At 71.0% G+C, this 21,824-nt stretch carries 18 protein-coding genes; 7 read left to right on the top strand and 11 right to left on the bottom strand.

The features are described 5' to 3' along the window. Window positions 1-50 precede the first annotated feature (50 nt). Window positions 51-1,085: a glutamine synthetase gene (gene glnII / locus ACZ60Q_RS01485; RefSeq protein WP_469626713.1), complete on the bottom strand. Its 1,035-nt coding sequence runs from the start codon at window positions 1,083-1,085 to the stop codon at window positions 51-53. 724 nt (window positions 1,086-1,809) lie between these two features. On the opposite strand from glnII, the gene ACZ60Q_RS01480 reads away from it, so the two are divergent. Further along, a complete protein-coding gene (locus ACZ60Q_RS01480; RefSeq protein WP_469626709.1) occupies window positions 1,810-5,151 on the top strand; it encodes a S8 family peptidase in 3,342 nt (1,113 codons plus the stop codon). A gap of 190 nt (window positions 5,152-5,341) precedes the next feature. Here the strand turns inward: ACZ60Q_RS01480 and ACZ60Q_RS01475 are convergent, their stop codons facing one another. Then, window positions 5,342-6,172: a DUF2785 domain-containing protein gene (locus tag ACZ60Q_RS01475; RefSeq protein ID WP_469626706.1), complete on the bottom strand. Its 831-nt coding sequence runs from the start codon at window positions 6,170-6,172 to the stop codon at window positions 5,342-5,344. A gap of 404 nt (window positions 6,173-6,576) precedes the next feature. Here ACZ60Q_RS01475 and ACZ60Q_RS01470 point away from each other — a divergent pair, with 404 nt between their 5' ends. Then, entirely contained in the window at window positions 6,577-7,491 is a 915-nt protein-coding gene (locus tag ACZ60Q_RS01470; RefSeq protein WP_469626704.1) for a Gfo/Idh/MocA family protein, read from the top strand. Window positions 7,492-7,633: 142 nt separating this feature from the next. Here the strand turns inward: ACZ60Q_RS01470 and pdxR are convergent, their stop codons facing one another. Continuing rightward, complete coding sequence (gene pdxR / locus ACZ60Q_RS01465) at window positions 7,634-9,082, bottom strand: MocR-like pyridoxine biosynthesis transcription factor PdxR (protein WP_469626701.1); 1,449 nt, start codon at window positions 9,080-9,082, stop codon at window positions 7,634-7,636. A 47-nt stretch (window positions 9,083-9,129) separates the two neighbouring features. On the opposite strand from pdxR, the gene ACZ60Q_RS01460 reads away from it, so the two are divergent. Next, a complete protein-coding gene (locus tag ACZ60Q_RS01460) occupies window positions 9,130-9,648 on the top strand; it encodes a carboxymuconolactone decarboxylase family protein (protein WP_469626698.1) in 519 nt (172 codons plus the stop codon). A gap of 51 nt (window positions 9,649-9,699) precedes the next feature. On the opposite strand, the gene ACZ60Q_RS01455 is transcribed toward ACZ60Q_RS01460, so the two are convergent. Beyond that, on the bottom strand, window positions 9,700-10,065 hold the full coding sequence (locus ACZ60Q_RS01455) for an ArsC/Spx/MgsR family protein (RefSeq protein ID WP_469626695.1): 366 nt from the start codon (window positions 10,063-10,065) through the stop codon (window positions 9,700-9,702). A 120-nt stretch (window positions 10,066-10,185) separates the two neighbouring features. Between ACZ60Q_RS01455 and ACZ60Q_RS01450 the strand changes: the two genes are divergently transcribed. After that, window positions 10,186-10,491, top strand: coding sequence for a hypothetical protein (locus tag ACZ60Q_RS01450; RefSeq protein ID WP_371623074.1), 306 nt, complete (start codon window positions 10,186-10,188; stop codon window positions 10,489-10,491). A 129-nt stretch (window positions 10,492-10,620) separates the two neighbouring features. On the opposite strand, the gene ACZ60Q_RS01445 is transcribed toward ACZ60Q_RS01450, so the two are convergent. Then, window positions 10,621-11,043, bottom strand: coding sequence for a hypothetical protein (locus tag ACZ60Q_RS01445; protein ID WP_469626692.1), 423 nt, complete (start codon window positions 11,041-11,043; stop codon window positions 10,621-10,623). Between the two features lie 258 nt (window positions 11,044-11,301). Between ACZ60Q_RS01445 and cpt the strand changes: the two genes are divergently transcribed. Both cpt and ACZ60Q_RS01435 read left to right on the top strand, forming a co-directional pair. Continuing rightward, window positions 11,302-11,835 (top strand): chloramphenicol phosphotransferase CPT, encoded by a 534-nt coding sequence (gene cpt / locus ACZ60Q_RS01440; RefSeq protein ID WP_469626689.1) that lies wholly within the window; start codon window positions 11,302-11,304, stop codon window positions 11,833-11,835. Window positions 11,836-11,879: 44 nt separating this feature from the next. Then, window positions 11,880-12,446: a GNAT family N-acetyltransferase gene (locus tag ACZ60Q_RS01435; protein WP_469626687.1), complete on the top strand. Its 567-nt coding sequence runs from the start codon at window positions 11,880-11,882 to the stop codon at window positions 12,444-12,446. A gap of 431 nt (window positions 12,447-12,877) precedes the next feature. Here ACZ60Q_RS01435 and ACZ60Q_RS01430 read toward each other — a convergent pair whose 3' ends face one another. Both ACZ60Q_RS01430 and glnA read right to left on the bottom strand, forming a co-directional pair. Next, complete coding sequence (locus tag ACZ60Q_RS01430; RefSeq protein ID WP_469626684.1) at window positions 12,878-14,899, bottom strand: M4 family metallopeptidase; 2,022 nt, start codon at window positions 14,897-14,899, stop codon at window positions 12,878-12,880. 1,077 nt (window positions 14,900-15,976) lie between these two features. After that, the gene (gene glnA / locus ACZ60Q_RS01425; protein WP_469626681.1) at window positions 15,977-17,386 is read right to left on the bottom strand and encodes a type I glutamate--ammonia ligase; all 1,410 of its coding nucleotides are present in this window, start codon (window positions 17,384-17,386) and stop codon (window positions 15,977-15,979) included. A 281-nt stretch (window positions 17,387-17,667) separates the two neighbouring features. Between glnA and ACZ60Q_RS01420 the strand changes: the two genes are divergently transcribed. Next, on the top strand, window positions 17,668-18,075 hold the full coding sequence (locus ACZ60Q_RS01420; protein WP_469627961.1) for an RDD family protein: 408 nt from the start codon (window positions 17,668-17,670) through the stop codon (window positions 18,073-18,075). Between the two features lie 180 nt (window positions 18,076-18,255). On the opposite strand, the gene ACZ60Q_RS01415 is transcribed toward ACZ60Q_RS01420, so the two are convergent. The 4 genes from ACZ60Q_RS01415 to lipB form a co-directional block, all read right to left on the bottom strand. Then, window positions 18,256-18,963, bottom strand: coding sequence for a DUF4191 domain-containing protein (locus ACZ60Q_RS01415; RefSeq protein WP_469626679.1), 708 nt, complete (start codon window positions 18,961-18,963; stop codon window positions 18,256-18,258). A gap of 30 nt (window positions 18,964-18,993) precedes the next feature. Beyond that, entirely contained in the window at window positions 18,994-19,194 is a 201-nt protein-coding gene (locus ACZ60Q_RS01410; protein ID WP_003969591.1) for an SCO2195 family GlnR-regulated protein, read from the bottom strand. A 269-nt stretch (window positions 19,195-19,463) separates the two neighbouring features. After that, window positions 19,464-20,444: a lipoyl synthase gene (lipA, locus tag ACZ60Q_RS01405; RefSeq protein WP_469626675.1), complete on the bottom strand. Its 981-nt coding sequence runs from the start codon at window positions 20,442-20,444 to the stop codon at window positions 19,464-19,466. 229 nt (window positions 20,445-20,673) lie between these two features. Next, window positions 20,674-21,501 carry a lipoyl(octanoyl) transferase LipB gene (gene lipB / locus ACZ60Q_RS01400; RefSeq protein ID WP_469626672.1) on the bottom strand — a complete coding sequence of 276 codons (828 nt, stop codon included), beginning with the start codon at window positions 21,499-21,501 and terminating at the stop codon, window positions 20,674-20,676. Window positions 21,502-21,824: the final 323 nt, after the last annotated feature.

Here is a 21,824-nt window from a genome sequence, read left to right as displayed (position 1 = left end):
GGAGGGGCCCGCCGAACCGGCGGGCCCCTCCTCCGTGGGCGGCGACGGGATCAGACCTGGCCGGCCTTCTCCAGCGCGGTGCAGCAGGTGTCGACGATCAGCCGTGTGACGACGTACGGGTCGACGTTGGCGTTGGGGCGGCGGTCCTCGATGTAGCCCTTCCGGTCCTGCTCGACCTGCCACGGGATGCGGACCGAGGCGCCGCGGTCGGAGACGCCGTAGCTGTACTCGTTCCACGGGGCGGTCTCGTGCAGGCCGGTGAGCCGGTCGTCGATGCCCGCGCCGTAGTTCTTCACGTGGTCCATCGGCTTGGAGCCCTCGCCCAGCGACTCGCACGCGGTGATGATCGCGTCGTAGCCCTCGCGCATCGCCCCGGTGGAGAAGTTGGTGTGCGCGCCCGCGCCGTTCCAGTCGCCCTTGACCGGCTTCGGGTCCAGGGTGGCGGAGACGTTGAAGTCCTCGGCGGTGCGGTAGAGCAGCCAACGGGCCACCCACAGCTGGTCGGAGACCTCCAGCGGGGGCAGTGGACCCACCTGGAACTCCCACTGGCCGGGCATGACCTCGGCGTTGATGCCGGAGATGCCGAGCCCCGCCGCCAGGCAGTTGTCGAGGTGCTTCTCCACGATGTCGCGGCCGAAGATCTCGTCCGCGCCGACACCGCAGTAGTAGCCGCCCTGCGCGGCCGGGAAGCCGCCCTCGGGGAAGCCGAGCGGCCGGTGGCCGTCGAAGAAGGTGTACTCCTGCTCGATGCCGAAGATCGGGGCCTGGCCCGCGAACTGTTCGGCGAGCGGACGCAGTTCGGCACGGGTGTTGGACTCGTGCGGCGTCATGTCGATGGTGAGGACCTCGCACAGGACGAGGATGTCGTCCCCGCCGCGGATCGGGTCCGGACAGGTGAAGACGGGCTTCAGTACCCGGTCGGACGCGTGGCCCTCGGCCTGGTTGGTGCTGGAGCCGTCGAATCCCCAGAGGGGAAGATCCGCCAGGTCCCCCGACGGCGCGCCGTCCATGATCTTCGTCTTGGAACGAAGCTTGGCGGTCGGCTCGGTGCCGTCGATCCAGATGTACTCGGCCTTGAACGTCACGGACGCCATCCTTCGCGGGTGCAGCGGTCTTTGCGGCGCAGTCTGGCAAGCCGCGTTTTCCCGTCCGTTGCCCGGACGTGAACCCCGTGTTACCGGGGCTTGCCGCGTCGGGGGCGGCGGGGAAGCCGTCCTGCCGTGTGGTCCTCTCTGCCCGGTGTGCCCGGGTGCGGAACCTGGGGTGTGCAGGTCCCGCAGGTCCGGCAGGGTGACCGCCGTTCGATCGCGCGGATGCCTGCTGCCGGGGTACGGCCATGTCGTCGGCTCGGCGGGACTCGCCGAGACTCGGCGATGCATCGAAGTGTCAATGGGGAACGGCAAACTGCAAACGTTTCGGCAGGCCCCCGAGACGGGCGTGGTGGCTGATCGTGCGTGCGCCGCGTGACGAATCGGGCCGGGCGAGGTGGCGGGTGAGCCTGCCATCAAGGTCGCTGACGGGTACTCACGGCTGTGAGTGGGGCGCGGGGCAGGCGGGCCGCCCGCCCTTTCCGCCCCCCCCATATCCCCAGGTCAACACGGACACATGTCCATATGTGTCAGGAATCCGGGCTGTGCGTGTGATCTGGAGGACGCCTCATTTTGATCAAGTTCCTGTTACGAAACGATCATTGAGTGAGTCGGAACGGCCTCGGCATACTTGGGGAATCCGGGGCGTACACGTATCTGAATACGCCCCCGCACGGGCCGGGCCCCCGCCCGCCCGATTCACTCCTGAGCAGGGGGAGTTTTGCGCAAACCAGTAAAGAAGGCGTACGCGGCCGCTGTCGCCGCCGCCGCAGCCGTAGCCCTGACGGCGGGCATGACCAGCCCGGTGTCGGCACAGGGCGCAGGCCGGGACACGGCGTCCCCGACCGGCGTCAAGAACGCCGGGACGAGTGGCAAGGCCGTCCACACCGTCGTCCTGATCACCGGCGACCGGGTCCTCGTGGACTCCAAGGGCCGGGTCGCCGGCATCGAACGGGCCAAGGGCCGGGAGGACATCGCCTTCTTCACCCAGGTCCACGAAGGACGTACCTATGTGATGCCGCGTGACGCCCGGCGGCTGGTCGCCGACGGCACGCTCGACCGGCGGCTGTTCGACGTCACCGGACTCGCCGAGCCGGAGAGCCGCAAGGCCTACCGGGACGGGCTCAAGGTGATCGTCGGCTACAAGGGGGCGGCGGCCGAGTCCGTCCGTAGCAAGGTGCGGGCCTCCGACGGCACCACCGTCAGCCGGACCCTGTCGTCCCTCGGCGCCGATGCCCTCACCAGCGCCACCGACAGCACGGACGCGCTGTGGGACGCCCTGACCCGCCCCCAGGGTGACGGCTCGGCGGCCAGGACCTCCGGCATCGCGAAGATCTGGCTGGACGGTGTGCGGAAGGCCTCGCTCGACCGCTCCACCGGTCAGATAGGCGCCCCGGCGGCCTGGGGCCGCTCGCTCGACGGCACCGGTACCAAGATCGCGGTCCTGGACACCGGTATCGACGACACCCACCCGGACCTGACCGGCCGGGTGACGGCGGCACGTAACTTCAGCCGCTCCCCGGACACCGTGGACCGAGTCGGGCACGGTACGCACGTCGCCTCCATCGCGGCCGGTACGGGAGCGAAGGACAGCCGCTTCAAAGGTGTGGCCCCCGGGGCGCAGCTGATCAGCGCCAAGGTGCTGGACGACAGGGGCTTCGGCAGCGACTCCGAGTCCATCGCCGGGATCGACTGGGCCGTGGCCCAGGGCGCCGATGTCGTCAACATGAGCCTCGGTAGCCCCGACCGCCCCGGGATCGACCCGCTGGAAGCCCACGTCAACAAGGTTTCCACGGAGAAGGGCGTCCTGTTCGCCATCGCCGCGGGCAACCTCAGGGATCAGCGCCCGGGCACACTCAACTCGCCGGGCACCGCCGTCGCGGCCCTGACCGTCGGTGCCGTCGACGACAACGACCAGCTCGCCCCCTTCTCCGCGCTCGGCCCCCGCAAGGAGGACCACGCGGTCAAGCCCGACATCAGCGCTCCCGGAGTGGGGATCGCCGCCGCCGCCGCGGCCGGCACCCCGGAGCAGAACCCGCCGGGATACGTCGGCCTGGACGGCACGTCGATGGCGACCCCGCATGCCGCGGGCGCCGCGGCGATCCTCAAGCAGAAGAACCCCACCTGGACGGGCGCACAGCTCAAGGCGGCCCTGACCGGCTCGGCCAAGGGGGGCACCCACTCGGTCTTCGAGCAGGGCGCGGGGCGGCTCTCCGTCGACCGGGCGATCGAGCAGACGGTCTTCTCCGAAGACGGCCCGGTCCACCTGGGCCGCCAGCAGTGGCCCCACAACGACGACACACCGACCACCAAGAAGGTCACCTACCGGAACAGCGGCACCGCCGATGTGACGCTCGACCTGTCACTGGCGGCACCCACGGGCGGCGACGGGCAGCCCGCGCCCGCCGACTTCTTCACCCTCGGGGCGCAGCGGATCACGGTCCCGGCGGGCGGCACCACCTCGGTGGACCTGACGGCCGACACGCGTATCGGCGGCACGGTCAACGGCGCCTACTCGGCCACGATCGTCGCGTCCGGGAGCGGTCAGACCGTGCGCACCCCGGCCACGGTGGACCGTGAGGTCGAGTCGTACGACGTCACCTTCAACACCGTGGGACGGGCCGACGCGCCCGGCGCCGCCTGGGGGGCCGAACTGTTCGGCCACCAGGGTCCCGCCGACGGTCTGCAGTTCCTCCCGGACCTGTCGTCCGGTTCCGCCACGGTCCGGCTGCCGAGCGGTACCTACAACCTCCAGGCCGATATGCAGGTCGACCCGGCGAACCCGCAGAAGGGCCTGGATCTGATCCACAACCCGCGGTTCTCGGTGACCGGCCCCACCACCGTCACCCTCGACGCCCGGACCACCCGGCCGGTGACGGTCAAGGTGCCGGACGCGGCGGCCAAGCAGACGCGCGCGGGTATGCACTACTCGTTGACCGACTCGGGGTTCGCGGTTGGCTTGGAGGTGAAGAGCTTCGACAACGTCCGTGTCGCGCGGCACGGCTCGGGGACGGACGCTTCCCTCACCCAGCAGTGGTCGGCCCGCTGGGAGCGGGGCACCAGCGTGTACCAGACCCTCGCGGGTGGTGCGGTCCAGGAGCTGGCCACCGGCTACAACAAGGTCTACACGGCCAAGGACCTGGCCGTGGTCAAGGTGGGCTTCGGGGCGTCCGCGCCCGGTCTCGCCGGAGGTATCTACGCGGATGGCTCGCTGCCGGACGCGGGCGGCTTCCTGGACCGCTACCCCGCCCACCCGGCACCGGGCACCCAGAAGCTGTACGTGAGCACGGGCGACGGGGTCAGCTGGTTCTTCACCGGGAACGCGCTGGGCGAGGCGGACGCCGACGGCGGCCGGTCCGTCGAGGTGGAGTACCGCCTCGGCATCGAGCCGCAGCTGAAGCCGGGGACGACGTACAGCAGGAACGTCAACGTCGGTGTGCTGGGGCCGCGGATGGAGGCGGGCGAGGGTATCGTCCGCGACGGCGACGACATCCACGGTGCGTTCACGATGGTCAGTGACGGGGCGGGCCACTACGGGACCGCCCGGTACGCCAGTGCGACCACCACCGTCCACCGCAACGGTGTGCTGTACGCGCAGAAAGACGGCGCCGCCGACCGGGAGAGCTTCACGCTGACGCCGGATTCAGCGAAGTACACGGTGGCGACCACGGTCAACCGCAACCCGAAGCACAGCCGCACCGGGACGCGGATCGACGCCTCGTGGACCTTCACCTCGGCCCGTGGTACCACCGGCCCGGTGGAGCTGCCGGTCTCGACGGTCCGCTTCCAGCCGAACCTCGCGCTGGACTCCAGCGCTCCGGAGGGCGTCAAGCAGACCTTCCCCGTCGTGGTGCAGGGCGCGGCTGCCGGCGCCAACCTGAAGACGCTGCGGGTCCAGGTCTCGTACGACGGCCAGAACTGGCAGTCCGTCCCGGTCAGCGCGGGCAAGATCACCGTACGCGCGCCGGAGAAGGACAAGGCGCTCTCCCTGAAGGCCGTCGTCACCGACAAGCAGGACAACCAGTCGATGGTCACGGTCCACAACGCCTTCCTCGGCAGGTGAGACACCACTGAGCCGGACCGGCTGACGGCCCGTGACCGGGCAGGACACGATCAGGCGCGTCATGGCTCGGGCGGCCCGCCGGAACCTCGGTTCCGGCGGGCCTTCCGTGCTCTGCCGGGGCGGGTGCGCGGCATCGATGTGAACGCCCCACGTCCAGGAGAGACGGATACCCCGCGGTGGCACCCGCGCCTCACGCCCCCCGGAAGGCGGGGGCCACTACCTCCCTCAGGCGCCGCTTCAGCCCCTCCGCGTGCGGCGGGTGTACGGGGGCGGGGGCGGCGTCGATCCGGACGCCGGTGTCGGCGAGGAGGTACAGACTCCTGAGCGTGCGCATGGCGTTGGAGGTGTGCGCGGCCACGGTGGGGACGCCGCGCAGGCCGGCGGCGAAGTCCGTCTCGATCGCGTCCAGCCAGCCGACTGCCTCGGCCTCGGAGAGTTCCGGCCGGGTCAGTGTGCGGGCGATGCCCTGGGCGAGGCGGTCGTCTTCCTTCTGGGCGAAGAGCTCGTCGGTCGGGGCCACGAGCCGTTCCGCCGCCAGGTCGAGCATCTCCTTCGGATCGACCTCTGGATGGAGTCCGAAGGTGCCCAGAAGATCGGCGCCGTGCGCGACGGCGTGGAGCCAGCCGAGTTCGGGGTCGTAACCGCGCAGGTCCGTCTCGGCCGGGAACCAGCGTCGGAAGGCTGTGAGCCACATCGGGTCGAAGTCGCCGCGGGTGACGATCATGTCGAGCACGAGCGGGGCGAAGGTACGCGCCTGGACCTCGGGGTCGTCGAACCGGTCGGCCATCACAGCGCCCAGCCGGCTGCGCATCGGCCTGTCGATGACGTCCCGCTGGATCCAGGTGCGGAGCACCACGTAGGGGGCGCCGTCGCGGATGTTCGGGTCCGGGTGGCGGAGGGCCTCGGTCAGTTCGGCGGCGAGGGCCGGCAGTTCGGCCGCCACCGGGGCGGGGCAGTCGTTCTCGCAGAGATACATCCAGCGGGCCGCGTCGATGGGCGGCCGGTCATCGGTCTTGGTCACTGCCTCACCTTTGGGGAGCGTCTGTGACAAGGCAACTGATTATCGGACGGATGCGGGCCTCCGTTTGAGTCCGCTGCTCGTTTCCGGTGGCCGGGATGGCGCGGCCCGGCGGCCGGGGTCCACCCCACTGGTTGATCGCCACGATGTGCCGGTGGTTCGTTCTGCCCGGCGCCGTCGCGGCGGGCGCCGGCCGCGTGCTGATGGGTCCGGCAGGCGGTGGAGTCGACGTCGACCTCCCCGTCGATCAGCCCGGCCGCATCCGCCCTCGCCTACAACAACGTCAGCAGCCGGGCCCACACGCCCTGGCACCGCCACCTGCGGAACAGCCCGTAAACGGTTCCCGCATCAGCCGCACTCCGCCACCGCATACGGGCCCTGCCCGCGCACCGGGCACACTGGCCACCATGACAACAGCCACCACCGCCCCCCTGCGCATCGGCCTCTTCGGCACCGGCCCCTGGGCACGCCACACCCAGGCCCCCGCCCTGGCCGCCCATCCCGGCGTCGAACTGAGCGGGGTGTGGGGGCGCGGGGCCGAGGCGGCGGACGCTCTCGCCGCAGCCCACGGGAGCCGCGCGTACACCGGCGACGAGGGCATCGAGGCGCTCCTGGAGAGAAGCGACGCGGTGGCCTTCGCCCTGCCGCCGGACGTCCAGGCCCCGCTCGCGGTCCGCGCCGCGGAGGCGGGCTGCCACCTCCTGATGGACAAGCCGGTCGCCACGACGGTGGAGGGGGCCCGTGCGGTCGCCGGGGCCGCGGCGAAGGCGGGGGTGGCCTCCATCGTCTTCTGCACGCTCCGGTTCGCGCCCGAGACCTCCGCGTGGATCGCCGAACAGACTGCGGTGGGCGGCTGGTTCACGGCTCGTGCCCAGTGGCTGGGATCGCTCTACGCGGCGGGTTCGACCAGCGAGTTCGCGGACTCCCCGTGGCGGCGCGAGAAGGGCGGCCTGTGGGACGTCGGCCCGCACGCGCTCTCCGTGCTGATCCCGGTCCTGGGCGACGTGGAGCACCTGACCGCCGCCCGTGGGCCCGCCGACACCACACACCTGATCCTGCGCCACACGTCCGGCGCGTCCAGCACGGTGACCCTCGGGCTGAGCGCGCCGCCCGGCGCGGCGGGCGTCGAGATCGAGTTCCGGGGTGAGCGGGGCACGGCGTCGGCCCCCGACTGGGACGGCGCGGAGACCGCGTTCCGGGGCGCGGTGGACGCCCTGGCCGAAGCGGTACGCACGGGGGTGCCGCACGCCTGCGACGCGCGCTTCGGCCTCCGCCTCACGGAGCTGCTGGTGGCTGCGCAGACGCAGGCGCAGGCGGGCTGACCGGCGGGAGCGAGCGGCACAGGGCGTCCAGCGCGTCCGAGGCGTCCAGCGTGTCCGACGTCTCCAAGGCCTCCAAGGCCTCCAAGGCCTCCAAGGCCTCCGGGCAGGAGAGCCGGCGGGCCCCGCGCCTCCCCCCGCCCGCTCACCCCGGCGGCAGGGCCCGGCACAGGGCCTCCAGCGCCTCCGCATAGGCGGGCTCGGCGGGCGTCGCGTACCCGACGACGAGACCGTCCCGGGCACAGTCGCCGGGGGCGGTGTCGGGGACGGCGGGGCCACCCCGGGCGCCGCCCTCCGCCCCCGGGTGCAGGTAGTCGGCGAGGCCCTCGACCGCCAGCCCCTGCCAGGCCGCCGCCCGCACCGCCGAACGCTCGGTGCCGGGCGGCAGTTCCAGCACCGCGTGCAGGCCGGCCGCGATCCCGGTGACCCGGATGTGCGGGGCCCGCCGCTCCAGGGCCGCCACCAGCTGGCCCCGGCGGCGGCGGTGGCGCTGCCGCATCCGGCGGACCTGCCGGTCGTACGCGCCCGACTCGACGAAGTCCGCGAGCGTCAGCTGCTCGGTGGCGCTGGAGAACTGCTCCCGCTCGCCCTTCGCCGTGACGACGGGGCCCACGAGCCGCTGGGGCAGCACCATCCACCCGATCCGCAGGGTGGGGGAGAGACTCTTGCTCACCGACCCCAGCAGCACCACATGCTCGGGATCGAGCCCTTGAACGGCACCCACGGGCTGCCGGTCGTAGCGGAACTCCCCGTCGTAGTCGTCCTCGACGACGAGCCCGCCGGTGGCCCGGGCCCAGTCGACGACGGCCGCCCGCCGCGCTGGGTGCAGCGGCCCGCCGGTGGGGAACTGGTGGGCGGGCGTGAGGAGTACGGCACGGTCGCGGCGGGTGAGCTCGTCGACCCGGGCGCCGTCCGCGTCCACGCCGAGCGGCCGGGTGCCGACCCCGTGGGAGGCGAGGAGCGTGCGGTGGAAGGGCAGGCCGTACTCCTCCGCCGCCCAAGGGCCGCCCACCACCTCCGCCAACAGCCGCAGCCCGTGCGCGGCCCCCGAGCACAGCACGATCCGCTCCGGCGCGGCCCGCACCCCGCGCACCCGGGCCAGATAGCCGGCCAGGGCCCGCCGCAGCTCGGGCCGCCCGTGCGGATCGCCGGGCCCGAACGCGTCGTCGGGGGCGGTGGCGAGCGCACGCCGCGCCGAGGCCAGCCAGGCGGTGCGCGGGAAGACCGAGGGGTCCGGCTGCCCCTGGACCAGGTCATGGACCGGGCGAGCGGCGCGCTCGGGGGTGCGCGGCCGGTGAACGGGGGTGACCGGGAGCGCCCGCTCGGCGACTCGCGTCCCCGAACCCTGCCGGGCGGCCAGCCACCCCTCCGCGACCAGCTCGGCGTACGCGTCGGCGACGGTGTTACGGGCGAGGCCGAGATCGGCGGCGAGGGAACGGTAGGGCGGCAGCCGGGTACCGGGGGCGAGCCGCCCGCTGCGCACGGCCTCGCGCAGCGCGTCCATCAACAGGGCCCGGCGGTTGCCGGTGCCGACAAGCTCCAGGGGCAGGTCGCTGCCCAGGATCTCCGCCGAATTGACCCATGAATCCATCATAGAAATGCACCCCACACCCAGTCGCCCGTCGCCCTAGATTCGTACCCATGACAACGACGGAGATCAACACGAACGACCGCATCACCACCCCCGCCACCACCGTCCGGAGCAACAAGGACACGGTCCGGCTCGACTTCGCGAAGAGCGCCCCGAAGGTCTTCCGGGCCGTGATCGGCCTGGACGCGGCGGCCCGCGCCGGCCTGGACCCGACGCTGGTCGAACTGGTCCAGATCCGCGCCTCGCACCTGAACCGCTGCGCGTACTGCCTGCACATGCACACCACGGACGCGCGGAAGGCGGGCGAGAGCGAGGGGCGCCTGCACATGATCGCGGTGTGGCAGGAGGCGGAAGACTTCTTCACCGAGCGGGAACAGGCCGCCCTGGCCCTCACGGACGCGGTCACCCGGATCGGGGACGCCGGGGTGCCGGACACGGTCTACGACCGGGCGGCGGCCCACTTCGACGAGGAGGAGCTGGCCCATCTGCTGGCCCTGATCCTCACGATCAACACCTGGAACCGCATAGCCCTGTCCACCGCCAAGCGCGCGGGCACGGATGAACGCTGACCGCCCTGGCCCGGTCCTGCCGGACCCGCCCCGGCCCGCTGAACCACAGGGTCAGGCACGGCGCCCCAACGCGTCCCGTACCGCTTCCTCGCTACGGGCCACCACGGCCGTACCGTCCTCGGCGGTGATGATGGGCCGCTGGATCAGCTTCGGGTGCTCGGACAGCGCGGCGATCCACCGTTCCCGCGAACCGGCCTCCCGGGGCCACTCCTTCAGCCCCAGCTCCTTCGCCGCCGCCTCCTGCGTCCGCGTGATGTCCCACGGCTCCAGACCGAGCCTGTCCAGCACGGCCCGGATCTCCTCGGGCGAGGGCACGTCCTCCAGGTAGCGGCGGACGGTGTAGTCGGCCCCTTCGGCGTCCAGCAGCGTCACCGCGCCACGGCACTTGGAACAGGCGGGATTGATCCAGATCTCCATGGGGCCAAGGTTACGCGAGGGGCAGCCGAAATAGGCTCTGGCCAGGGGCGATTGTCAGTGGGGGGCAGTAAAATGGAGGGAGTTCGTGAGGGTTCCACCACGCTGCCAGGAGGATGCCGAATGGCTGTTGCCACAGTCACCACCGAGCCGCTCGACCGACAGCTCCCGATGCCCTTCCACCCGCCGCTTCCCACCCCGCCGCCGAAGAAGCGACTGCCCGCGGGCCGCCCCCGCGAGTGGTACGTCTCCCACAACCGCCGACTGAAGGCCATGCGCCTGGCCATCGCCCTGCTCGACAGCGGGGTCTACCAGCCCTCCAGTGCCGGCAACCACCGGATACGGATCACCGCCGAGCGCCTGGGCATCCACCCGCCGTCCGACACCACCTGCCGCATGGTCCGCGCCCTGATCCGCTACGGACGCTGACCAGGCCCCACCCGCCGACCACCGGTGCCCCCGGCCGGGGGGCACCGGTGTACCGGTACGCCCCCGGCCGCCCGGCGCCGAGGGCCGGCGCATTCCCCGTGACCGCCCCCGGACCTGGTCCGGGGGCGGTCACAGCCGCTTGAGCCCGACGTACTGGAGGGCTGCGAAGCCGCCGACCGTCAGGCTCTGCAGCACGATCCAGACCGTGCCGACGCCGGTCGGAGACAGCGCACCGGAGATCACCACCACCAGGCTGAGAGCAACCCACAAAAGGTTCGCCACGATGACCGCCGTCAGCCCCGCGCGGTTGATCTCCTTCCGCGTCCCGACGGCGAGCACCCCCAGGGAGTAGAGGAGCAGGAACGCCCCGACCGGGTACTGGACTGCCGTCGTGACGCCGAAGAAGGAGTCGAGGACCGTGGCGAGTGCCAGGTACGCGATGCCGTTGAGGCCGGTGACCACCGCGTCCAGCTTCAGCGCCAGCCTCGCGAAACCGTCGGATCCCGTCGCCCTCGCGTATGAGGTAACCCCGTCGTACTGCGTCGAAGCCATGGTCGTCTTCCTCTCGTGCACCAGGGAGTTACCCGGATACGGAGGCGGCCCCTCCGCGGGGTCGCCGAACAACGCTGAAGGTAGGCGGCCCCGAGGAAGGGCATCAATTACCTCCGAAGTAATCAGCCCGTCGCATGTGGCGGACCGCGCTCGGAGTGAAGCTCCCCCGAAGTTCCCTCTTCGGCCACCCGGCCCCAGCCGGGCGGCCACGCCGGAAAACGCGTCGATCGCCGTACGGGAGACCTCTACGGTGACCGGGTGACAACCCAGGTGATCGTGCTGAACGGCGGGTCCAGCTCCGGCAAGTCCGGCATCGTCCGCTGCCTCCAGGCGGAGCTGCCACACCCGTGGCTCGCCGCCGCGATCGACGCCTTCGTCGACGCGCTGCCCGCGTCCCTGCGCACGTCGGACGCGGGCATCGAGTTCGCCGAGGACGGCGGCGTGACCGTCGGCCCGGAGTTCCGGAAGCTGGAGGCCGCCTGGCGTGAGGGCGTCGCCGCGATGGTCCGGGCCGGCGCCCGGGTCATCGTCGACGATGTGTTCCTCGGCGGACCGGCCTCCCAGGAGCCGTGGCGGAAGGCGCTGGCCGGACTGGACGTGCTGTGGGTCGGCGTCCGGTGCGAGAGCGCGGTCGCCGAGGCCCGCGAGATCGCCCGGGGGGACCGCCCGAGAGGCATGGCCGCCGCACAGGCGGAGGCCGTCCACCGGGGCGTGGTGTACGACCTGGAGGTGGACACCACACACGAGGAGTCCCTGTCCTGCGCCAGGACGATCACGTCCCAGGTAGCCTGACCGACCCGACCCGACCTGCCCCCTGCACACCTGGCTGGAGCGAGATGACCGACCTGTGGACCGGTGAGAGGATACGCCTGCGGGGCATCGAACCGCAGGACTGGGAGGGCTTCCGGGCCCTGGCCCTGCACACCGTGGACGCCCGGAACGCCGACGTGGTCGACCCCCCGCGCTCGGACGAGAGCTTCCGAGCCTGGGCCACCGAACGCGCCGGCCGCACCCCGAACCCGGCCTCGTACCAACTGGTCGTCGAGACCCGCTTCGAGCACGCCTTCGTCGGCGCGGTGTCGGTGGGCGAGACGGACGCCCGGGCGGGCCGCTTCCGCACCGGCATCGAGGTCACCCGGGAACACCGCCGCCAGGGCTACGCGGCCGAGGCCACCGAACTGGTCCTCACCTACATGTTCGCCGAACAGCGCTGCCACAAGTGCGAGGTGGAGGTCTACGCCTTCAACGACGCCTCCCTGGCGCTCTACCGCAAGCTCGGCTTCGTGGAGGAGGGCCGCCTGCGCCAGCACGAGTTCTTCGCGGGCACCTACCACGACGTGGTCCTGCTGGGCATGACGGCGGACGAGTACTGGGCGGGCCGGGCGCGGCCCTCGCTGCGGTGAGCTGAGCTTCTCGCGCGACACGGTGCCGAACCGTTCGGAAGCGCTGTGGACGACGATCACCGGTCCGGCCGCCGGGCGCAAGACGCTGCCCGAGTGTCGCCCTGGTGGGGAGGACCGGAGGACGGCACGGCTCCGAACGACGGTGCGACGCCGCGGCCCTCGTTCTCCGGCGTGGCCTGCGGGGCAGTGACGAGCGGACCCGCCACACCCGAGTGCGGGCCATTGATGTGTCGGGCCTTCTGGGCATGCTGATACTCGCTCCACCCCGGCCGGCCCTTCAGGTCACCTACCGAGTGAGCCCACGCATGATGGCGACGGAGCTGGGCGAACCACGCCCACGTTGCCGCCCCGACGTGCCCGGGCGGCGACCGGGTGGTGGTACCCCGGCCGCCGCCGCTGTCAGCCGCGTCGCCGACAGGCGACGATCGGGCTCAGAAGGAGAGCTTCCAGCTGTTGATGTAACCGAAGTCGCCTTCGTAACGGTCCTGTGCCCTCAGCTTCCAGGTGCCGTTGGCCGCCTCCGCGGAGGCGTCCACCATGAGCTTCAACGGCCTCACGGGACTGCGGTTGCCCCGGAGAGGGTACGCGGTGCCGTCCGGCGCGACCAGTTCGAGGGTCAGCTCGGGGATATCGAAGTGCTGTATGTCGAACTCCACCTGGAGCAGAGCGGGAGCGTTGCCGGCGACGCCGGTGACCGTGATGGGGGAGGAGACCACGGCCCCGTGGCTTCCGTCGGGTTTGCCGTCCGGGATCGGGACGTCGGTGGTGTTCTCGAACGCGGGGCCGGGGGTGGTCGGCGGGTTCGGACTGCCCGAGCGGGTACCGACGTTGACGGCCCCCCAGGCCTCCCTGACGTTCTTGTAGGTGGCCGAGCCCGCGCCGTAGAGGTCGGCGGCCGCGGAGAGAGTGGCCGTACGGGCTCCGGCGTAACCGGTGGCGGAGGTCATGTAGAGGGTGAGCGCGCGGTACCAGATCTGTGCGGCGGCATCCCGGCCGATCGGGGTGACCGGCAGCCCGTCGACGGTGGGACTGTCGTAGCTCACGCCGTTGACCGTCTTGGGGCCGCTGCCCTCGGAGAGCAGGTAGAACCAGTGGTTGGCCGGACCGGAGGAGTAGTGCCCGTCGAACTCGCTGATGCCCTGGAACCAGTAGTTGACCTGGGCCCCGACCTTGGCGGGCCGGTCCATGACCCGCAGCGGTTTGCCGTCACCCAGGAGGTTCACTTTCTCGGCGAACAGGTAGTCACCCGGGTCGGCGGTGTTCCCGGCGCGGAACTCGGCCGCCGCGGCGAAGATGTCACTGGTCGCCTCGGAGAGGCCGCCCGCCTCACCGACGTAGATCAGTTTGGCCGTGTTGGAGGTGAGGCCGTGCGTCAGTTCGTGGACCGTCATGTCGAGCGAGGTGAGCGGCGTCTGGGTGGCGGATCCGGCGCCGAAGGTGGCACAGAAACAGTCGTCCGACCAGTCCGCCCGGCGGTCGGTGTAGGTCGTCGGGGCGATGACGCGGGCCTTCGCGCCGTCGCCGTCGTTGCGGACACCGTAACGCTGGTGCACCTCGGCGAAGTAGTCCCAGGCGACCCGGGCCCCGTAGGCGACATCGGCGGCGGTGGTCTGGGCGTCGCCGACGATCCCGTTGCCCCAGACGTCGTCGTCGTCGGTGGCGAGCGAGCCGTGGGCGTACTGGTCCCGGGCGATGTAGGTCTTGTGGCTGCCGCGCGCGGTGTCGGTGAGGGTGTAGCGGCCGCCGACCGGCGTGGAGCCGAGGGCGACCTGTCCGCTGTAGTGCGTGTTGCCGGTGCCCCTCTTGACCGTGTCGTAGTGGTGGAGCTCCTTGCCCGTGGCGGCGTCGGAGATCACATGGAGTGAGCTGGGGGTACGGTCGGGCTGAACACCCTTGATCACGGATTCCCAGGCGAGAACAGGTCGACCGGTCGCGGCCCAGACCACTGCGCGCGGTGGATCGGCCGCCCTGCCTCCGCTCGTCCCGGCCTTTGCGGCCCTCGCGAGCGCGGCCGACTCGGCCACGGCTGCGCCGCGGGCCGGGGTGGTGGTGGGTAACGAGATCGTGGCGCGGGTCGCGCGGGTGACGCGCTTCGCGGCCCCGTCGGGCGGGGTATGGACGACCAGGTCTCCGCCGAGCACCGGCAGCCCCCGGTAGGTGCGCTCGTAGCGGATGTGCACCGTCCCGTCAGCATCCTTGAGGACACTGTCCGGCACCAGCTTCTCCTCGGCGCCCAGACCGATGGCCTTGGCGGTCGCCGCTCGGTCCTCGGCGGCGTCGGCGAGCAGTCGCGTCTGCTGGGCGGGGCTGAGTGCGACGGGCAGCGCTCCGGCCCGGGGCGCCGGGGGCACGGACCCGGTTCCGGTGCCCTGGGCCGATGGCGTGGCGGCGGTCAGGGCGAGGGCGGCGGCGAGCGCGCCGATGACTGACGTCTTGACGGTTGGTCTTCTCACGAAGGACTCCTTCTACGGCGGCCGTGGATGACGGCCGGAACAGGACCTCGGTGTGCGAGGGCCGGACGGACCGGGACCCTTGCTTTCGCGTGCGGATGCGGACGGGTGTCCGCCGGGGCGGACGGGATGCCCACGGTGTGGGTGTTGGGTGTTGCTCCACCGCGGCCGACGGTCCGGTGGAGGCGCGAAGAGCGTGGCACCGAACGGCAGGGGGACAAAGAGTGATCGCGACGGGCTGGCCGTAAAAGACAGTCGGTGGTCGGTGCCGCCCGGCCGGTGAACCTCACGGTCCAGGAGGCGGCTCCAGGTGGGTGACATGACGCCCGACCACGTCGAACGGGGCCCGGCGGTAGCTCGGCGCGGCTCCGGGGCGGAGAGGACGCCGGGCGTGGGCGGTTGCGGGTCTGTCCCACATGAGCGGACCGCCGGAGCCGGTCTCGGCTCGTTTCCGCTGCCCGTCAGCGGAGGCCGGAGCGAGAGGCGTCCGACGGCGCGGACGCGCAGCCGTTCGTCAAGGTGGGCCACCGATGCGCCGAATCCCGGCCGCACCGGCCCACCTCGCCCTGACGGGAAAGCCGGCGGGCGCTTGTCAGCAGCCCTCGGGAGCCCTCCGGCGTCTTTCCTTCTCGGGACTTCCGGGTGTTCCGGACGGTGTGTGGGAGATCGCGGAGCCGCTGATCCCCACCGTCCGGGGTGCGGTCGCGGAGTGGGGGGGGGCAGGACACGTCTGATGAGACGCTGTTCGCAGCGATCATCCGCCCACACAGCCTACGACGTTTCCCACCTGCGTAAATGGCTGTGGAGCAAGCACATCGGCGTGCGTATCGCCCGCAAGGGAGCCGAGTCCAGCGAGCGATTGGGCGCAGTGAGTTGGAGCCCGGAGCGGCAGCGGTGGACGTCTTGGCCGACATGACGGGAGTGGCAGGGAGAGGGTGTCTGCGCCGTCGTCCGGGTGATCGTGGGCCCCGGGGTCTTCTGTCGCGGGGCCTTCGTGCGACGGCCTGAGCGGAAACGAGTGTTGGCTCCCCCGCGCGGGAGAGCCAACACTCAGTACCTGCTGTATTCGAGCTTGACCTTTTAGATGTCGAAGTACAGCTCGAACTCGTGCGGGTGCGGCCGCAGCTGGATCGGGGCGATCTCGTGCGTGCGCTTGTAGTCGATCCACGTCTCGATCAGGTCGGACGTGAAGACGCCGCCCGCCTGGAGGTACTCGTTGTCCGCCTCCAGGGCGTCGAGCACGGCCGGGAGGGACGTCGGGACCTGCTGGACGTTGGCGTGCTCCTCGGGAGCCAGCTCGTAGAGGTCCTTGTCGATCGGCTCGGCCGGCTCGATCTTGTTCTTCACGCCGTCCAGGCCCGCCATCAGCAGTGCCGAGAACGCGAGGTACGGGTTCGACGACGGGTCCGGGGCACGGAACTCGACGCGCTTGGCCTTCGGGTTCGAGCCGGTGATCGGGATGCGCATCGCGGCGGAGCGGTTGCGCTGCGAGTACACCATGTTGACCGGGGCCTCGAAGCCGGGGACCAGGCGGTGGTAGGAGTTCACCGTCGGGTTGGTGAAGGCAAGCAGCGACGGGGCGTGCTTCAGGATGCCGCCGATGTAGTAGCGGGCCATGTCCGAGAGGCCGGCGTAACCCTGCTCGTCGTAGAAGAGCGGGATGCCGTTCTGCCACAGCGACTGGTGCACGTGCATGCCCGAGCCGTTGTCGCCGAAGATCGGCTTCGGCATGAAGGTCGCGGTCTTGCCGTTGCGCCAGGCGACGTTCTTCACGATGTACTTGAAGAGCATCAGGTCGTCGGCCGCGGCGAGCAGCGTGTTGAACTTGTAGTTGATCTCGGCCTGGCCGGCCGTGCCGACCTCGTGGTGCTGGCGCTCGACCTGGAGGCCGTTCTTGTCCAGCTCCAGGGAGATCTCGGCACGCAGGTCGGCGAAGTGGTCGACCGGCGGGGTCGGGAAGTAGCCGCCCTTGTAGCGGACCTTGTAGCCGCGGTTGTTCTCCTCCGACCCGGTGTTCCAGGCGCCGGCCTCGGAGTCGATGTGGTAGAAGCTCTCGTTCGCCGACGTCTGGAAGCGGACGTTGTCGAAGACGTAGAACTCGGCCTCGGGGCCGAAGTACGCGGTGTCCGCGAAGCCGGTCGAGGTGAGGTAGGCCTCGGCCTTCTTGGCGATGTTGCGCGGGTCACGGCTGTACTGCTCGCCCGTGATCGGGTCGTGGATGAAGAAGTTGATGTTGACGGTCTTGTCGCGGCGGAAGGGGTCCACCCGAGCCGTCGACAGGTCCGCGCGCAGCGCCATGTCCGACTCGTGGATGGCCTGGAAGCCGCGGATCGAGGAACCGTCGAAGGCCAGTTCCTCGGCCGGGTCGAAGGTCGCTGCCGGGATCGTGAAGTGCTGCATCACCCCGGGCAGGTCGCAGAACCGGACATCGATGAACTTGACGTCGTTGTCCGCTACGTACTTCTGCACTTCGTCGGCGTTCTGGAACATCCAACTCCTCCTACTCCCGGCCCGGGTGGGACGGGGTTGTAGCTCGTGGTGCGGCCAGTGCGGTGGCACACGCTGGACCCGACCATAGGCAGGCGTGATTTCTCAAGCGTGACCCATTTGTTTCGCCCAAGTTAACCGGGGCGGTGGCGGGCGGCATCTCCGCGACTGTTTCCGGTGCCCCGCCCGGCCGGGGGCAAACACGGGCGCAGTACCGTGGACGGGTGGACAACAGGCAAGCAATCGGATCGTGGCTCTCGGGACCCCGCGCGGCCGCCGAGGAGATGGGCGCCGACTTCGGCTACCGGGGCAAGGGACTCGGGCTGCCCGAGGAGGGGCCCGGCTCGGTCGCTCCGCTCGGCCGGCGCTTCGGAGCCCTCTTCATCGACTGGACGCTCTGCATGCTGATCGCCTACGGGCTGCTCGCCCGCGGCGACCAGCAGGCGGCGGGGAACTGGGCGCTCGGGGTCTTCCTCGTGATGAGCCTGCTGACCGTCGGCACCATCGGCTGCACGCCCGGGAAGCGCCTGCTGGGCGTGCGGGTGGCCGCCGAGGGCGGCGGGCGGCTCGGGTTCGTGCGGGTCGCCGTGCGGACCGTCCTGCTCCTCCTCGTCATCCCCGCGCTGGTCTGGGACCGCGACGGGCGCGGACTGCACGACCGGCTGTCCCGCGCCGTGCAGGTCCGGATGTGACTTCCCCGGTACGGGTCCGGACGTGACGCCCCCGCCACCCGCACCGGTACCGGCGCGGATGTGACCTTCCCGCCACCGGCAGGCGAACGGGGCGGCCCCGGGACCGTTCACCGGTCCGGGGCCGCCCCGTCGTGTCGCCTGTGTCCGCCTCGCGTCAGCCGCGTACGCCCGTCCTGGCGGTCAGCCCGTCTTCCCGCCGCGCGGCATCCGCATGCCCTTGGGCATCGGACCCTTCGGCAGTGGCATGTTGCTCATCAGGTCGCCCATCGCGCGCAGCCGGTCGTTGGTGGAGGTCACCTGCGGGCCGGTCAGGACGCGGGGGAGCTTCAGCATCTTGGTGCGGACCTTCTTCAGGGACACCTGACCCTCGCCGTTGCCGACGATGATGTCGTGCACCGGCACGTCCACCACGATGCGGGCCATCTTCTTCTTCTCGGCCGCCAGCAGGCTCTTCACCCGGTTCGGGTTGCCCTCGGCCACCAGGACGATGCCGGCCTTGCCGACCGCCCGGTGGACGACGTCCTGGCTGCGGTTCATCGCCACCGCGGGGGTGGTGGTCCAGCCGCGTCCGATCCGGTCCAGGACGGCGGCCGCCGCTCCGGGCTGGCCCTCCATCTGTCCGAAGGCCGCCCGCTCGGCGCGCCGGCCGAAGATGATCGCCATCGCGAGGACGGCCAGGACGAAGCCCAGGATGCCCAGATAGACCGGGTGTCCGATCGCGAAGCCGATGCCGAGGAGGACACCGAACGTGAGGATTCCGACACCCGCGACGACAAGACCGATCTTGCTGTCGGTCCGCCTGGTCATCTTGTAGGTCAGGGCGATCTGCTTGAGCCGCCCTGCGTTCTCGGCGCTGTCCGCGCCTTCAGTTTTTGCCTTCCTCGCCATGTACCGAAGTTTACGTGGCGTGGGGGCGGCCTAGGAACGGTGGTCGGCCACGGCTTCCAGCACGTGCTGGGCCTCCACCCGGTCCTTGGCGCGGCGGCGGTCCTCCAGGACGGCCGTCCAGGCGTTGCGACGGGCGGTGCGCTGGCCGCTGCTCAGCAGCAGCGATTCGACAGCGCGCAGGGCGGTGGTGACGGACGGAAGGGCGTGGGCGCGGACCGGTGCGGCCTGCATCGTGGTGTTCCCCTCGGAATGGATGCGCCGGTGGGGCGCGGATGAGTGTGGGAAGCAGTGACGGCGGAGGCTGCTGGAGTCGCTGCCGCACGTGTACCCAGGGTCACTGGTCGGTGTTACCAGCGCATGACCGGGCGGTCAAACACCAATGAAGCCTTGATTCCGCTGCCGCGCACGCCGAAGCGGTCCGTACGCGTCCCCGACCTGCGGGGAGCGTCCGGACCGCTTCGGCATCGCGGTTACTGCTCGGTACTCGCTCGTGAGCGGACTCACACGGCCTGTGCGGCCCGGGTGCTCCCGGCGGCGGCGACGTCGCGCGCCTCCATCGCCTGCTGGAAGAGACGCCCCGCGCGGTACGAGGACCGCACCAGCGGGCCCGACATCACGCCGGAGTAGCCGATCGCGTCGGCCTCGTCCTTCAGCTCGACGAACTCGTGCGGCTTCACCCAGCGCTCGACCGGGTGGTGCCGTACGGAGGGGCGCAGATACTGCGTAATCGTGATGAGCTCGCAACCCGCGTCGTACAGGTCCTGGAGCGCCTCGCTGACTTCCTCGCGGGTCTCGCCCATGCCGAGGATCAGGTTCGACTTGGTGATCAGACCGGCCTCGCGGGCCCGGGTGATGACCTCCAGGGATCGCTCGTAACGGAAGCCGGGGCGGATCCGCTTGAAGATCCGCGGCACCGTCTCCACGTTGTGCGCGAGCACCTCGGGGCGCGAGGAGAAGACCTCGGCGAGCTGCTCGGGCTCGGCGTTGAAGTCGGGGATCAGCAGCTCGACCTTGGTCGCGCCCGCCTCCCGCTCCGCGGTGAGCGTGTGGATCTGGCGAACGGTCTCGGCGTACAGCCAGGCGCCGCCGTCGTCCAGGTCGTCGCGGGCGACGCCGGTGATGGTGGCGTAGTTCAGGTCCATCGTGACGACCGACTCACCGACACGGCGGGGCTCGTCACGGTCCAGCGCCTGCGGCTTGCCCGTGTCGATCTGGCAGAAGTCGCAGCGCCGGGTGCACTGGTCGCCGCCGATGAGGAAGGTGGCCTCGCGGTCCTCCCAGCACTCGAAGATGTTGGGGCAGCCCGCCTCCTGGCAGACCGTGTGCAGCCCTTCGCCCTTCACGAGCTGCTGGAGCTGCTTGTACTCGGGGCCCATCTTCGCCCGCGTTTTGATCCACTCGGGCTTGCGCTCGATGGGGGTCTGGCTGTTCCGGACCTCCAGGCGCAGCATCTTGCGCCCGTCGGGTGCGACAGCGGACACTCCGGCTCCCCTTTGCTCTCTGCTGCGTTGGATTCGCGTCGGGTTCGCGTGGGATGCGCGAGCGATGCGCGAGGGACTCGCTTTGGATTCTTTGGCGAACACCAGGGTACGCCCGTGCATCGAACGGCCTTACGCCTGCCCAACCTGCGGCCGACGGGGCCTATTCCCCGGCCGGTGGCGGCGGTCGGGGCTACTGGCCGGTACTGCTGGTACGGCCGCTCGGTCCGGCCTATGCGGGGGCGGGAGCCGGGGCGGGGGACGGGGCCTTCGGCTGCTGGACCACGCGCGGCGTGAGCTCCGCGTGCTCCAGGATGTCCCGCAGATGCTTCTCGGCGACCGGCAGCACCTCCTCGATGGTGATCTCCCGGCCCAGCTCGCCCGAGAGGGACGTGACCCCCGCGTCGCGGATGCCGCACGGCACGATCCGGTCGAACCAGGTGTTGTCCGGGTTCACGTTGAGGGCGAAGCCGTGCATCGTGACGCCCTTGGCGACCCGGATCCCGATCGCGGCCAGCTTGCGGTCCTCGCGGCGCTGGCCGGCGTTGGACGGGGCGTACTCGGGGCCGTTCAGCCGCGGGTCGAACTCCTCGTCCTGGAGCCTCGGGTCGAAGTCCAGCGAGAGGCCGCCCAGCGCCTGGCGCTGCTCGACCGGGTCGCCGAGCACCCAGACCCCGCTGCGGCCCTCGACCCGGGAGGTCTCCACGCCGAAGTCGGCGGCCGTGCGGATCAGCGCGTCCTCCAGCCGGCGGACGTGCGCGACGACGTCGACCGGGCGCGGCAGCTTCTGGATCGGGTAGCCGACGAGCTGCCCGGGGCCGTGCCAGGTGATCTTCCCGCCGCGGTCCACATCGATGACCGGGGTGCCGTCCAGCGGACGCTCGCTCACCGCTGTGCGACGCCCCGCCGTGTAGACGGGCGGGTGCTCCAGGAGCAGACAGGTGTCCGGCACCCGGTCCTCGAACCGGTCCGCGTGCACCTCGCGCTGCTTCTGCCACGCCTCCGTGTACTCGACGGCCTGTTCGCCGAAGCCCAGACGGACGAACCGCAGTTCGCTCACCGATGCCTCCCTACGTGGGCCCCGGGTGCCCGGAGCGTGTCCCCGGGGTGACGGAACCCTGCACTGATCGCGCCCGCATCCACTGTACGACCGTTGCCCGAACAGCCCCCCGGCAGGTTCGGCGGCAGGTGCGGAGGGCCTGCCGCAGGACTGTCCGCGACCCGGGACCGGACTGTCCACAGGTCGGACGTTTCCGTCAGCTCCGCCCGGAATCCTCACACGATCGGATGAACGTGGAGCAAAGGGTGGCTGTGACCGCTCCCGTGGCCGCTAAATTCGCGCCGTTCCCATGAGGGCTGCCCGTCCGGCCCCGAAGGCAGGAG

The sequence above is a fragment of the Streptomyces sp. NPDC104313 genome, from assembly GCF_055583985.1.
Note: the sequence above shows the minus strand (reverse complement) of the source record. Positions and strands in the feature narration are given on the sequence as shown.